The 15,001-nt window shown below is 38.5% G+C and carries 11 protein-coding genes; 5 read left to right on the forward strand and 6 right to left on the reverse strand.

Features of this window, described 5'->3' with window-relative positions:
• Nucleotides 1–4: 4 nt before the first annotated feature.
• The 3 genes from B4F31_RS00865 to B4F31_RS00875 form a co-directional block, all read right to left on the reverse strand.
• A complete protein-coding gene (locus B4F31_RS00865; protein ID WP_286760359.1) occupies nt 5–1,759 on the reverse strand; it encodes an aromatic amino acid hydroxylase in 1,755 nt (584 codons plus the stop codon).
• A gap of 129 nt (nt 1,760–1,888) precedes the next feature.
• Nucleotides 1,889–2,431, reverse strand: a complete 543-nt coding sequence (locus B4F31_RS00870) for a DUF4136 domain-containing protein (protein ID WP_075325896.1) — start codon at nt 2,429–2,431, stop codon at nt 1,889–1,891.
• Between the two features lie 11 nt (nt 2,432–2,442).
• Nucleotides 2,443–4,440 carry a urocanate hydratase gene (locus tag B4F31_RS00875; protein WP_286760360.1) on the reverse strand — a complete coding sequence of 666 codons (1,998 nt, stop codon included), beginning with the start codon at nt 4,438–4,440 and terminating at the stop codon, nt 2,443–2,445.
• A 105-nt stretch (nt 4,441–4,545) separates the two neighbouring features.
• On the opposite strand from B4F31_RS00875, the gene B4F31_RS00880 reads away from it, so the two are divergent.
• Nucleotides 4,546–5,004, forward strand: a complete 459-nt coding sequence (locus tag B4F31_RS00880) for a copper resistance protein NlpE (protein WP_093303925.1) — start codon at nt 4,546–4,548, stop codon at nt 5,002–5,004.
• Here B4F31_RS00880 and B4F31_RS00885 read toward each other — a convergent pair.
• Entirely contained in the window at nt 4,999–5,169 is a 171-nt protein-coding gene (locus B4F31_RS00885; RefSeq protein WP_177195671.1) for a DUF5522 domain-containing protein, read from the reverse strand. The genes B4F31_RS00880 and B4F31_RS00885 overlap by 6 nt on opposite strands.
• 80 nt (nt 5,170–5,249) lie before the next feature.
• On the opposite strand from B4F31_RS00885, the gene B4F31_RS00890 reads away from it, so the two are divergent.
• The 4 genes from B4F31_RS00890 to hemL are packed head-to-tail and all read left to right on the forward strand — an operon-like array spanning nt 5,250 to nt 8,626.
• Entirely contained in the window at nt 5,250–5,528 is a 279-nt protein-coding gene (locus tag B4F31_RS00890) for a hypothetical protein (protein ID WP_349675909.1), read from the forward strand.
• 31 nt (nt 5,529–5,559) lie between these two features.
• Entirely contained in the window at nt 5,560–6,498 is a 939-nt protein-coding gene (locus B4F31_RS00895; RefSeq protein ID WP_075325899.1) for a 1-aminocyclopropane-1-carboxylate deaminase/D-cysteine desulfhydrase, read from the forward strand.
• 1 nt (nt 6,499) lies between these two features.
• Nucleotides 6,500–7,330, forward strand: coding sequence for a glucosaminidase domain-containing protein (locus B4F31_RS00900; protein WP_075325900.1), 831 nt, complete (start codon nt 6,500–6,502; stop codon nt 7,328–7,330).
• Nucleotides 7,331–7,336: 6 nt separating this feature from the next.
• Nucleotides 7,337–8,626 (forward strand): glutamate-1-semialdehyde 2,1-aminomutase, encoded by a 1,290-nt coding sequence (gene hemL, locus B4F31_RS00905; RefSeq protein ID WP_286760361.1) that lies wholly within the window; start codon nt 7,337–7,339, stop codon nt 8,624–8,626.
• 165 nt (nt 8,627–8,791) lie between these two features.
• Here the strand turns inward: hemL and B4F31_RS00910 are convergent, their stop codons facing one another.
• Nucleotides 8,792–10,252 (reverse strand): glutamate synthase subunit beta, encoded by a 1,461-nt coding sequence (locus B4F31_RS00910; protein ID WP_286760362.1) that lies wholly within the window; start codon nt 10,250–10,252, stop codon nt 8,792–8,794.
• Nucleotides 10,253–10,254: 2 nt separating this feature from the next.
• A complete protein-coding gene (gene gltB / locus B4F31_RS00915) occupies nt 10,255–14,778 on the reverse strand; it encodes a glutamate synthase large subunit (protein ID WP_286760363.1) in 4,524 nt (1,507 codons plus the stop codon).
• Between the last annotated feature and the right edge of the window lie 223 nt (nt 14,779–15,001).

Genomic DNA, 15,001 nt, shown 5'->3' on the forward strand with positions numbered 1-15,001 from the left:
TATATTAACTTACCAATTGGCTGTTTATAAGGCTTATTCCGCCATCAATTAAATGTGAAATATCCGGTCTTAGAGATTTTACATCCTCTAAATTATTTAGAGCTTCTTTAGCGAGTTTTTCATCTTTCCCTACTGCTAGCTCATATATTTCTACGGAAAGCAACCAGTCTTTTGGGTGATGTTTTTTTACAAGTTCTAAAGCAGCGTCTAATGAAAATTTCGCATCTTTTCCTTCTCTTATATTTCTAACAGAAGCATAAAGTGAATTAAGTTCTTCGCGTTCTGGTGTACTTTTGCTTTTTATTGTAGTAGTTGAGGTTTTGTGGGTAATTAGATCAAAAGAAAGATTGTCGGCGGGGCCGGCAAAGGCTGAAATAACTTCTTTCCCAATCGCCATATCATATTTGCCCCATTCCGGTTTAAATAAAATTTCTTCGCCATAAGTCACAGTGCAATCTTTTAGGCTAATAATGATTATTTTCCCCTGGAGATTCCTGGTGCCGGTAATGATCTCACCTTTTACTTTTATCCCACCTTCAAATTCAAATTCAATCTTTTCACCTTCATAAATATCATAAGCCCTAAGATCACGCGGGCTCATATCTTCAATCGCTAAATTGATTCCTTTTAAAGAGCCAATTGGCGAACCAAATCCGTCAGGGTGATTTTTTACACCGTGACCTACCAGTTCCTTTTCTCGATGGGAAAGGGCAGTTTTCCCTGAAGTTTGAATATAAATTGGTTTGCCATCGTGTTCAATAACTTTTGAAAAATCTCCTGAGATCTGTAAACCGGTACTTAATTCTATAGTTCCAAGATTTTTAGAATCTATCAATTTTTGAATTCCTTCAAGACCGCCTTTTCTTAAAGCCATTTTATTAGCAGATTCCTCTAAAACTGAGCTTAAATGAGCAAAATCTGGCGTTACATAAAGCTGAGGCTGAGGTTTGGTAATATCAAATTCCTGTTTGCAAGCTTCAATAGAATATGGAATCTTCTTCACTTTATCTGTCATACACCAGGCGCTTTCTCCAATAGAAGAGAGTAAACCGGCGCCATAAATTTTAGGATCTTCAAGCGTTCCAATCAACCCGTATTCAACGGTCCACCAGTGCAGGTTTCTTATCTGCGCCATCTCGCTGGGTTTCCCCATATTATTTTGCAGGTAATCTACTTTCTTTTCAGCTTCTTCAATTTCTTGTTTAGGTGTATCTTCAGCTTCCTTAATAATAGAAAGATGCCTTATGGCTTCATACATTTCATAATCTTTAGCGCTGGAAATCGCTTTACAGCCAATTTCGCCAAAGCGTCTAAGATATTCTGCGTATTCTGGGTTAGCGATAATAGGGGCGTGGCCGGCACCTTCGTGAATAATATCTGGAGCAGGAGTATATTCTATATGCTCGAGCTGACGAATATCGCTCGCAATTACCAAAACGTTAAAAGCCTGGAATTCCATAAAAGCAGCCGGCGGAATAAAGCCGTCTACCGCTACAGCAGCCCAGCCAATTTCTTTTAAAATTCGGTTCATCCCATACATATTGGGAATATGATCTATAGAAATGCCGGTTTGCTTTAAACCATCAAGATAAGATTCGTGCGCAACTTTGCTTAAGTAATCTACATTTTTACGCATTACATAACGCCAAACCGCGTGGTTTACCGGGGTGTAATCATCGTAATTCTGTGGTTTTATATATTGCTGAAGATGGGCCGGCAAGCGGTCTAAAATCGCATTAGATTCAACTTTATCGAGCATAAGTGTGATTAACTAAAATTCAATATAAAGATAAGAAATTAACCTGAAATTCATAAAATGATAACTAAAGCCGTGTAAAAATAAAAATGCTCCTACAAGAGGAGCATTTTTGTTGAAAAATTTGTGGGGTTAATTCTTTATTTCTGGAGGATACTTTTCAAGTATTTCAGAAACAATTTCGTTTATCCTTTTTTGTTTTTTATTCACATCACTGGCTAAAGCGGCAGTTCCCATTCCCTGCCAAACCAGTTCTTTTCCTTCAGCATCAATTAGATCTATATAAAGAGTGCCTTCGCTAGTGCGGTTTACGGTATTAAAACCTGAGCCCCAATACCAGGGATGCCATCCCCAGCCATATCCCCAGCCCATCATATTGTTCTGGTAGATATTAATATTTTCATTGGTTTTCGTAAAAATGCTTACTAAAAGATCTGGATCCTCAGATTTTGTAAAACCTTTACGTTGCATTTCAGCTTCTATGGCTCTAAGGATTCGTTTTTTATCTAGATCTGATATTTCAGCTTTATCTATTCCAGGTTTAAAAAAAGCGTAACTTTCATATTGGTTAAAGTTTACTTCCCTGTCATAATCTGAAGCAACTCTTACGCTACTACAGGAAGTTACCAGGATAGTTAGCAGTAAAAGAACCGGTGTAATTTTTAAGACTTTCATAAAATATTATTTTAGGTGTTAGTGTCAAAAAGAGCCGGATCTACCAGGTTTGGGATAGTTACTTTTAGTTTTGGTTCCATTTGCATAGCCCTTTTTGCAGCGAAGAGCGCTTCTTTGTTTCGGGCCCAGCTTCGGCGGGCAATTCCATTATTAACATCCCAGAAAAGCATAGACTTTAGTCGCTCCTCCGATGCTTTATTTCCTTCAAGAATCATACCAAATCCACCATTAATCACCTCGCCCCAGCCAACTCCGCCGCCGTTATGAATACTTACCCAGGTGGCGCCTCTAAAGCTATCTCCAATTACATTTTGTATCGCCATATCGGCTGTGAACTGGGATCCATCGTAAATATTTGAAGTTTCCCGGTATGGAGAATCTGTTCCGGAAACGTCGTGATGATCACGTCCTAAAATAACCGTTCCTATTTCTCCATTTCCAATAGCATCATTGAAAGCTTTGGCAATCTTCATTCGTCCTTCGGCATCGGCATAGAGAATCCTGGCTTTAGATCCTACTACCAGTTTGTTTTCTCTTGCGCCCTTTATCCACTGAATATTATCAGCCATTTGCTGCTGAATTTCCTCTGGTGAACTCTTTTTGAGTTCTTCTAAAACCTGAGTCGCGATCTTATCGGTTTTATCCAAATCTTCTTCTTTTCCGGAAGCACAAACCCATCTGAAAGGCCCAAAACCGTAATCAAAACACATAGGCCCCATAATATCCTGCACGTAGCTCGGATATTTAAAATCTTTGCCGTTTTCAGCTAAAATATCGGCTCCGGCCCGGGAAGCTTCTAATAAGAAAGCATTTCCGTAATCAAAGAAATAGGTGCCCTTAGCGGTATGTTTATTAATCGCCGCGGTTTGTCTTTTTAAACTTTCCTGTACTTTTTCTTTAAATTTTTCAGGTTCTTCGGCCATCATGGTATTGGCTTCTTTTAAACTTAAACCTACCGGGTAATAACCGCCGGCCCAGGGATTGTGCAATGAAGTCTGGTCACTTCCCAAATCGATATAAATATTTTCTTGCTCGAAATATTCCCAAACATCTACGATATTTCCCTGGAAAGCGATAGAAACTACTTCCTTATTAGCTTTGGCTTCCTGCACTCTTTTAGCAAGTTTTTCTAGATCAGAAATTACTTCGTCTACCCAGCCCTGGCTATGGCGGGTTTTTGTAGCTTTTGGATTCACCTCGGCACACACGGTAATACAACCTGCAATATTTCCGGCTTTTGGTTGCGCGCCGCTCATCCCGCCAAGACCGGAAGTCACAAATAATTTACCTTCCAGACCTTCTCTAGATCTTGATATTTTTCTGCCTGCATTTAAAACTGTGATCGTGGTACCGTGCACAATTCCCTGTGGGCCAATGTACATATAACTTCCAGCCGTCATTTGCCCGTATTGCGTTACACCCAGCGCATTAAATTTTTCCCAATCATCAGGTTTCGAATAATTTGGGATCATCATTCCATTAGTAACTACTACTCTTGGGGCATTTTCATGAGAAGGGAATAAGCCCATAGGATGTCCGGAATACATCACCAAAGTCTGATCGTTTTCCATTTCGGCTAAATATTGCATAGTGAGCAGGTATTGCGCCCAGTTTTGAAAAACCGCCCCGTTGCCCCCGTAAGTAATCAATTCATCGGGATGTTGCGCTACTTTAGGATCCAGGTTGTTTTGAATCATGAGCATGATTCCTTTTGCCTGTGTGCTATTTCCGGGATATTCTTCAATATTTCGGGCATACATATCATAGTCCGGCTTCAGGCGATACATATAAATTCTCCCGTATTTTTCCAGTTCGTCCTTAAATTCAGGTAGCAATTCCTGGTGATGTTTTTCTTCAAAATAACGAAGGGCATTTTGAAGTGCTAATTGTTTTTCTTCGGCGTTTAGAATAGCCTTTCGTTTAGGAGCGTGATTTACCGAAGTATCGTATTCTTTTTTAGGTGGAAGTTCACTGGGAATTCCCTGTAGTATTTTCGCTTTAAAGTCCATTGATTTTCTGTTTGCAATAGGTTTCAATAATAGGAAGAAATGTTAAATTAAAGAGTTTTAAATTTCATTTTCTATAAATTTAGCGCTCTTTTAAAGAAATAAATTATGAAATCTATTATAATTCTTCTTGCTCTTGTTTGTCTTGTTTCCTGTAAAGATGAAAACAAAGAATTGGAATTAGAAACTACTGAAATTTCAAAGAAAAGCGAAGTAACACCTTCAAATGATGTTTTTAGTGCCCGGGATTCACTGGATTGGGCCGGTATTTATGAAGGGTTTTTGCCTTGTGAGGATTGCGAGGGAATTGAAACATCTATTGAGATAGAGAAAAATCGTGATTATACACTTTCTCAGGAATTTAAAGGCAGAGCAGGTGATAACAGCCTACAGGAAACCGGAAAATTTGAATGGGATAAGCAAGGGAATACCATTAGTTTAGGAGAACGCCAAAAACTCTATTTTAAAGTAAGCCAAAATTACCTTTTACAGGTTTTTAAGGATGAATCTAAAGTAATGGGAGATTCTGCAATCAAATACCGTTTAACAAAAATTAATGAACTATGATTGCTTGCCGGTTTTTTTATTAAATCCGTAGGGGCAATGCCGGCAACCACTTTCGCAGCAATAGCCACGCTTTAAGTGATATTGCTCGGTAAAACAACGATAACCTTCAGGAGTGGTGTAGTAATCTCCTTCTTCTAACGGAATTCTTTTTTTGAAAAAACTCATATCGCAAAAATACAATTTCTTAACTTCCACACGTGATTCTAATCGTTAACAAATATCTCCTAGGAAAATCATTTAAGGGCGTGAGTTTATGGCCTTTTGTGATTCTTAAAAATAGTGAGCTAAAAGATGATTTTAATTTTATTAACCACGAAAAAATTCATTTAAGACAGCAGTTAGAATTACTTATTTTGCCTTTTTATATCTGGTATTTAATCGAATATTTACTGCGTTTATTTTATTATAAAGACCGCTTTCTGGCATATAAAAATATAAGTTTTGAGCGCGAAGCTTACAGCCAGGAAATGAAAGAGAATTATTTGGAGGAGCGTAAATTCTGGGCATTTTTAAAGTTTGTTTAGGTAGCTCGTCTTAGAATTCGGATATTTGCTTATGCCGAAATCTTCAAACATTTTTACTGGAATATCTTCTGAAAATCAGTTTGTTGCTGAGTTTCCTAATGAAATTTCGCTCTATTTAAAACGTGAAGATTTATTACATCCTGAGGTTTCAGGAAATAAATTTAGGAAATTAAAATATAATATTGCCAGAGCGCTTGAACAAAAGCAAAAAACACTGCTCACTTTTGGCGGAGCTTTTTCAAACCATATCTCAGCAACGGCCGCCGCCGGGCAACTTTTCCATCTAAAAACAATAGGAATTATTAGGGGAGAAGAATTAGGCAAAGATTTGGAAAATACTTTAGCACAAAATCCCACACTTAAGTTTGCTAAATCTTGCGGAATGCAATTTAAATTTGTTTCCAGGGGTGATTATAGAGCAAAAGACACCAGGGAATTTCAGGAGAAGTTAAAAAATGAATTTGGTGAATTTTATCTTGTGCCTGAAGGGGGAACAAATGATTTGGCCGTAAAAGGTTGCCAGGAAATTTTAAACGAGAAAGACGAGAAATTTCATTTTATAGCAGCTTCAGTAGGTACCGGTGGGACTCTTGCAGGCTTGATAAACGCTTCAGATATAAACCAGAAAGTTTTAGGTTTCCCGGCTTTGAAAGGTGATTTTCTTTCCGAAGAAATTGAAAAATACAGTATTAAAAATAATTGGGAATTAAAAACCGACTATCATTTTGGGGGGTACGCTAAGGTAGATTCGGAATTGATAAATTTTATTAATAATTTCAAAAAAAAATACAAAATTCAATTAGATCCGGTATATACGGGAAAGCTAGTTTTTGGTATTTTTGACCTTATAAAAGGCGGGTATTTCCCTTCTGGAAGTAAGATTATGGCCATTCACACCGGCGGTTTACAGGGAATCCAGGGAATGAATATGATTTTAAAAAAGAAAAAATTGCCTCTAATCACTTTTTAATATGAGAATTAACCGGTTTTTTGTTTTAATTTTTCTCGCCGCATTTGCGGTTTCCTGCGGAAGCAAGAAAAAAGTAGTCACCACTAAGAAAGATTCTAACAGGGAAAATACTTTCACTGAATCTTCAAATACCGCAATAGAACGGGTAAAACCTTTAGATGGAGAGCCTATGTTGCCCCCGGTAAATCCACGTCTTTATACGGTAGAGGATTATATTCGGGATTTTGCTGCGGTAGCGATGGAAGAGATGCGGCTTTACAACATTCCTGCGAGTATTACTCTGGCCCAGGGAATTTTAGAATCTGGTGGTGGTAAAGGAGATCTCACTATGCGCGCAAATAATCATTTTGGAATTAAATGTCACGACTGGAAAGGCGCTAGAGCTTATCACGACGATGATGCCCGCGGTGAGTGTTTTAGAAAATATAAAGATGCTCGTTATTCTTACAGGGATCATTCACTTTTTCTCACAGAAAGAAAACGTTATGCAGAACTTTTTGAATTAGATGAAGACGATTATAAAGGTTGGGCTAGAGGTTTGAGAAAGGCAGGTTATGCTACCGATAGACGTTACCCAGATAAATTAATTAGTCTAATTGAACGTTACAGGCTTTATCAATTTGACGCAGATGTACTTAAAAGGCCATCTCCAAGTTATACCTATACGCCCGAATCTCCAGAGTCGGTTACTTACAAGGTTAAAAAGGGCGATACTTTATACAGAATTGCAAAGCAACATAATACCACAGTAGAAGAATTACAGCGATTTAATAATTTAAGAGACACTAATATTTCCGTAGGGCAAATGTTGGTGATTATCTCTGTAGAATAAAAATTTATGATCTATAAAAGAAGTAGCGAATTGTTCGCTTCGGCACAAAAAGTAATTCCCGGCGGAGTGAACTCACCGGTAAGAGCATTTAAAGCAGTGGGTGGAGATCCCATTTTTATTAAAAGAGCCGAAGGAGCTTATTTATATGATGAAGACGGAAATAAATTAATAGACTATATAAATTCGTGGGGGCCACTGATTTTAGGTCACGCTCACAAACCGGTAATAGATGCGGTAATTGATATTGCCAAAAAAGGAACTTCTTTTGGAACACCTACTGAAATTGAAACTAAAATCGCAGAACTGGCGGTAAAACTGGTTCCCAATATCGATAAAATTAGAATGGTAAATTCGGGTACTGAGGCCACCATGAGTGCCGTTAGACTTGCACGTGGCTATACCGGAAAAGATAAGATCATTAAATTTGCCGGTTGTTATCATGGGCATAGCGATTCTTTCCTAATCCAGGCCGGTAGTGGTGCGATCACTTTCGGTACGCCAAACAGTCCGGGAGTTACTCAGGGAACAGCAAAAGACACCCTGCTTGCAAGATATAATGACCTCGAAAATGTAAAATCTTTAATTGAAGCCAATAAAGATGAAATTGCCTGCATAATTATTGAGCCCGTTCCCGGAAATATGGGGTGTATTCCTCCAAACGAAGGTTTTCTTGAAGGTTTACGTGAACTTTGCGATGATCACGGTATTTTATTGGTTTTTGATGAGGTGATGAGCGGTTTTAGACTTGCTCCCGGCGGCGTTCAGGAACGAATGGGAGTGAATGCTGATATTGCCTGCTTCGGAAAAGTGATTGGGGGAGGTTTGCCGGTTGGCGCCTTTGCTGCCCGAAATGAAATTATGGATTATCTGGCCCCGGTTGGCCCGGTTTACCAGGCGGGGACTTTAAGCGGAAATCCATTAGCAATGGCCGCCGGACTTGCGATGTTAACCGAATTGGATAATAACCGAAGTGTTTTTAAAAGTATAGACAAGAAAACCGCATATCTTCACGAAGGAATAGAAAAAGTACTTTCAGAAAATAATGTAGCACATACCATAAACCGTGTAGGTTCTATGATTTCTATTCATTTTGGGGAAGAACCGGTAGTAGATTTTGAAACTGCCGCTAACTCAGCTGGAAATGGAATTTTCAACAAATTTTTCCACGGAATGTTAGAAAACGGAATTTACATTGCGCCAAGTGCTTTTGAAACCTGGTTTATAAGTGATGCTCTTTCTTATGAAGATTTAGACACTACAATTGAAGCGGTGAATAAAGTTGCAAAAACACTTTAATTAAGAAACCTCACAGATTTTTAAAACCTGTGAGGTTGCATTTTTTTAATTCATCCTGAATTTATTTTCAGAAACAGGATTTCTTAATTTCGTCTGCCTCGTTTAAAAAAATAAAAGCGCCCGAAATCCGGACGCTTTTAACCTACAATTTATTCAAAATTCAAATTAAGCAGCGGGAAGATCACCTTCTCCTTTTCTTGGTAATAAGGATTTCCCCATTAAATATTTATCTACGTGGTAGGCAGCTTCCCTACCTTCAGAAATTGCCCATACAATTAGAGATTGGCCGCGTCGCATATCACCGGCGGTAAAAATATTAGGAATGTTGGTTTGATAAGCTTCGTCTCCCTTAATATTTGTTCTGCTATCAAGTTCCAATCCTAATTGTTCGCTTAACGTTTTTTCCGGACCTGTAAATCCTAAGGCTAAAAGTACCAGTTCACAAGGCCATTCTTTTTCAGATCCTTTTACTTCTTTTAGCTGAGGTCTTCCGTTTTCACCTTTTACCCATTCTATATTTACTGTTTTTAAAGCTTTTAAATTTCCTTCTTTATCACGAATAAATTCTTTGGTATTAATGCTCCAGTTTCGCTCAACACCTTCTTCGTGAGAAGAAGTAGTTTTTAGCGTAAACGGCCAGTAAGGCCAGGGATTTTCCCTGTCTCTATGTTCTGCCGGCATTGGCATAATTTCAAAATTAATTACCGATTTTGCGCCGTGACGGTTAGATGTTCCAACACAATCTGATCCTGTATCACCACCTCCAATAACAATCACATTTTTACCTTCAGCGGAAAATTTTTCGGTTTGTTCTTTTAGGCCATCTACAACTTCGTTGTTATTTTTCAGGAAATCCATTGCCTGCATCACACCGTCACCTTCGGCTCCATCAATAGGAAGATTTCGGCGTTTAGTGGCGCCCCCACATAGTACTACGGCATCAAATTCTTTAAGTTTTTCGGCTTCATAATTTTCACCTACATGAACTCCGGTTTCAAATTTGATTCCTTCTTTTTTCATAATATTTACCCGGCGATCTATCACGTGTTTTTCCATTTTAAAGTCTGGAATTCCATAACGTAAAAGTCCGCCAATTTTCTTGTCGCGTTCAAAAACAGTAACCTCGTGACCGGCCCTATTAAGTTGTTGTGCTGCTGCAAGACCTGCAGGACCCGAGCCAACAACTGCAGCTGTTTTTCCTGTTCTGGATTTTGGAGGTTGTGGGGTTACCCAGCCTTCTTTAAATCCTCGCTCAACAATATATTTCTCAATAAGTTCAATCGCCACCGGCGGATCTGTGATTCCCAAAACGCAAGCCGATTCGCAAGGGGCCGGGCATAATCTCCCGGTAAATTCTGGAAAATTATTGGTGCCGTGTAAAATACTAAGTGCTTTTTTCCAGTCGTTTTTATAAACTGCATGGTTAAAATCTGGAATTAAGTTTCCAAGCGGGCAACCGCTGTGGCAAAACGGAATTCCGCAATCCATACACCTTGCTCCCTGGTCTCCCAATTCTTCGGGAGACATTTCTTTTGTAAATTCTTTATAATCTTTAACTCGATTTTCAACAGCTTCTGTCTCTTCCACCTTGCGGTCGTATTCCATAAAACCTCTTATCTTACCCATAATTATGCTGTTTTGAGTTCTACTTGTTCTTTTAACATTTTCTCTTCTTCCATTTTTTGTAAAGCCTTTTTATATTCTGCAGGCATTACTTTTATAAACTTACCGGCATTTTCTTCCCAGTTTTCCAGGATTTCTTTTGCTACATCGCTCTCGGTGTAGCGGTAGTGATTTTCAATAAGTTCTTTTAATTCTTTTTTATTTTCTTCTGAAGGATCTTCTAATCCAATCATTTCCATATTGAAATTATGATTGTCTAAAGTATTATCGGCATTATAGATATAAGCGATTCCCCCGCTCATTCCAGCAGCGAAATTTCTTCCTATTTTTCCTAAAATAACGGCTATACCTCCGGTCATATATTCACAACCGTGATCTCCAATTCCTTCTATCACCGCTTTGGCACCTGAGTTTCTTACGCAGAAACGTTCTCCACCCATTCCATTGATATAGGCTTCGCCATCTGTAGCGCCGTAAAGGGCAACATTCCCAATAATTACGTTTTCATTAGATTTAAAAGATGCTTCTTTAGGTTTTCTTACACTTAAAGTTGCTCCCGAAAGACCTTTACCTAAATAATCGTTAGAATTTCCATTGATATTCATCGTTAAACCATTGGTAGCAAAAGCACCAAAACTTTGCCCTCCCGAACCGGTAAAATTCAATGTAAGCGTACCATCGGGTAATCCTTTTGCACCGTGAATTTTGGAAATTTCATTACTTATAATAGCTCCGGTGGTTCGGTTTATATTGCTAATTGGGAAATCAAGACTCATTTTTTCCTTTCTGTAAATAGCCGGATGCGCCTGATTTAATATTTCAAAATCCAATACATTTTCCAGGTTGTGATCCTGGGTTTCTGTATTATAAAGCGGCATATCTTCATCTATTTTCGGCTTATACAGAATATTAGAAAGATCTAATCCCTGTGCTTTATAATGTTCTATTGCACGGTTCATATCCAGTTTTTGGCTTTGACCTACCATTTCATTTATAGTTCTAAAACCTAGATCGGCCATAATTTGTCTTAATTCCTGAGCGATGAAATACATAAAGTTGATCACATCTTCAGGGGTACCTTTAAATTTCTTTCTAAGTTCAGGATCTTGCGTTGCGATTCCCACCGGGCAGGTGTTTAAATGGCACGCACGCATCATAATACAACCTGATGCTACCAGGGGAGCGGTAGAAAAACCAAATTCCTCGGCACCAAGCAATGCGGCAATCGCTACATCACGACCGGTTTTTAACTGGCCATCACACTCTACAACAATCCTGTTTCTAAGATTGTTGATAAGCAGGGTTTGTTGAGCTTCGGCAATTCCAAGTTCCCAGGGTAAACCTGCGTGTCTTAGTGAGGTGAGGGGAGAAGCTCCCGTACCACCATCAAATCCTGAAATTAAAACAACATCTGCCTTTGCTTTTGCTACACCGGCGGCAATTGTTCCCACGCCAACTTTAGAAACCAGCTTTACATTAATCCTGGCTTCGCGGTTCGCATTTTTAAGGTCAAAAATTAATTGCGCCAAATCCTCTATAGAATAAATATCGTGGTGTGGCGGCGGTGAAATTAATCCTACATAAGGAGTGGAATTTCTTGTTTTTGCAATATCGGGGTTTACTTTTGGACCCGGTAATTGCCCGCCTTCCCCGGGTTTTGCACCCTGGGCCATCTTAATTTGAATTTCTTTAGCGTTACTCAAATAATTAATAGAAACTCCAAATCTTCCTGAAGCAACCTGTTTTATAGCTGAATTTCTCCAGTTGCCATCAAGATCTTTATGAAAACGCTGCGGATCTTCACCACCTTCTCCCGAGTTGCTTTTTCCCTGCATACGATTCATCGCAATAGCAAGGTTCTCGTGCGCTTCTTTACTAATAGAACCAAAAGACATCGCGCCGGTTTTAAATCGTTTTACGATCTCTGTCCATGGTTCTACCTCCTCAATAGGAACCGGATTAAGGTCACGGAATTTAAACATTCCGCGAAGCGTCATTAAACGTTCGCTTTGGTCGTTGATTAATTTTGAATATTCTTCGTAAGCTTTAGTGCTGTTTTGTTTTACCGCTTGTTGTAGTTTAGCCACACTTGCGGGATTAAACATGTGCCTTTCACCGGTTCTTCTCCAGCGATAATCGCCTCCAATTTCCAGATCCAGATCGGTATCTGTTTTCTTTGGAGCAAAAGCATTTTCGAAACGTTTTTGAATTTCTTTTTCTACTTCATACAATCCAATTCCTTCGATTCGAGTTGGTGTATTAGTGAAATACTTATCTACAAATTTTTGGTTTAAGCCAAGAATCTCGAAAATTTGTGCGCCGCGGTAGGAGTGAAGGGTAGAAATACCAATCTTATTCATAATCTTCACAATTCCTTTTCCAATGGCTACATTAAAATTCTCTACAGCAACTTCAGGATCATCAACTTCAATTTCTTTTTCTTCAACCAGGCTGTAAATAATTTCATTCACCATATACGGATTAATGGCGCTGGCACCATAACCAAATAACAACGCGAAATGATGCGGTTCCCGTGGCTCAGCCGATTCTATTACAATTCCGAAGGAAGATCTTCGGTTATGTTTTTTCACGCCGTGATGCACAAAAGAACAAGCCAAAAGTGACGGAATAGGAGCCAGTTTTGGATCGGCATTCCTATCAGTAAGTATAATTACATTACAACCTTTATCTACGGCATCGTTTATTTCGTAAATAATTTCATCCAGTCGTGTTTCCAGTCCGTTAAGACCTTTATTGGCCTCATATAAAATAGAAATTGAAGCGGTTTTAAAATCTGGATGTTCTATGTATTTTATTTTATCTAAATCCTCGTTGGAAATAACAGGATTTTGGATCCTAAGTTTCTTGGATTGTTCAGGAATGATATCAAATAAATTTCGGTCTTCCCCAATAGCTAAACTAATATCGGTGACAATTTCTTCCCTTATTCCATCTAAAGGAGGGTTGGTTACCTGGGCGAATAATTGCTTAAAATAATTAAATAAAAGCTGTGATTTATCTGAAAGAACCGCCAATGGAATATCGGCTCCCATAGAGCCAATAGCTTCTTTTCCCTGGAGCGCCATTGGGCTAATTATGGTTTTGATGTCTTCCTGGGTATAACCAAATAATTTTTGCCGGGTGTTAATATCTATTTTCTCTACCGGGGTTTTGTTACCGGTATAAGGAACTTCAGAAAGATTAAGTAAATTTTCGTCTAACCATTTTCTATAAGGTCTTTCAGAAATAATTTTTTGTTTTACTTCTTCATCGCCTATAATTCGGCCTTCCTGCATATCTACAAGGAACATTCTTCCGGGTTCGAGCCTACCGTGTAGTTCAACATTTTCGGGTTTAACCTCTAAAACACCGGTTTCTGAAGACATGATTACGTAACCATCTTTAGTAAGCGTGTACCTTGAAGGGCGTAATCCGTTTCTGTCTAATAACGCTCCTATATATTTTCCATCGGTAAACGGAATGGAAGCCGGGCCATCCCAGGGTTCCATAATACAAGCGTTGTATTCGTAAAATGCTTTTTTCTCATCAAGCATAGACGGATTTTTCTCCCAGGCTTCAGGGACCATCATCATTATTGCTTCTGGAAGAGATCTTCCTGTTTGTAATAATAATTCCAGCACCATATCCATAGAAGCTGAATCTGATTTACCTTCAGGAACAATAGGAATAACTTCTTTTAGATCTTCGCCAAATTTTTCGCTTTCAAAAAGCTCTTCCCTGGCTTTCATTCGGCTTAAATTTCCGCGTAGCGTATTTATTTCTCCATTATGACACATATATCGGAAAGGTTGTGCCAAATCCCAGGTTGGGAAGGTGTTTGTAGAGAAGCGTTGATGAACCAAAGCAAGTTTGGTAACTACATCTGGTTCGTTTAGATCGCGATAGTAAACGTTAATATCCTGTGGCATCAACAAACCTTTGTAGATAATGGTATTGGTTGATAAACTTGCCAGGTAAAAATATTCTGATTCAGAAAGTTCTGATTTTTCAATACGATGTTCAGCGATTTTTCTCGCAGCAAAAAGTTTTGCATTAAAACTTTCTTCTGAAACATCGTCTCCTTTTCCTATAAAAACCTGTTGTACACTTGGTTCAGAAAGTGAAGCAATGCTTCCCAGGCAGGCTCTGTTTACGGGTACTTCCCGCCAGCCTATAAGATTAAGCCCCTGGCCAATAATCTCTTCTTCAAAAATCTCTCTGCAAATTTTTCGTTGATTCTCAGATTGCGGAAGAAAAACCATTCCTACCGCATATTCTTTAAAATCAGGAAGTTTGAATTCACATGTTTTTTTGAAAAAATCGTGAGGAATTTCTATTAAAATACCGGCGCCATCACCTGTTTTACCATCGGCACTTACCGCACCTCTGTGTTCCAGGCGAATAAGAATATCCAGGGCTTTATGAATTATATCATTAGTTCGTTTGCCTTTTAGATTACATATAAAGCCTGCGCCACAATTATCGTGCTCAAATTCGGGTGAATAGAGCCCCTGTTTTTTTAATTTCATGTCCTTTTCGTCCTTAAGTTATCGTCTCAAAATTACCTAATTAGATAAATATTATGAAGCGTTTCTAACTTAAAGTAAGAAGAAATTCAGTAAAAACAATTAAAATTGTTATAAATGATAATTATGTAATTTGACCCCTTTTCTATTATTGATTCTATAAACATAGCAGGTAGTCTTAGTCCATAAAAAAAGTCCGATTTTAGAAAAACCGGACTTAAATTCA

The organism is Salegentibacter sp. UBA1130, from assembly GCF_002311535.1.
Taxonomy (GTDB): Bacteria; Bacteroidota; Bacteroidia; order Flavobacteriales; family Flavobacteriaceae; genus Salegentibacter; species Salegentibacter agarivorans.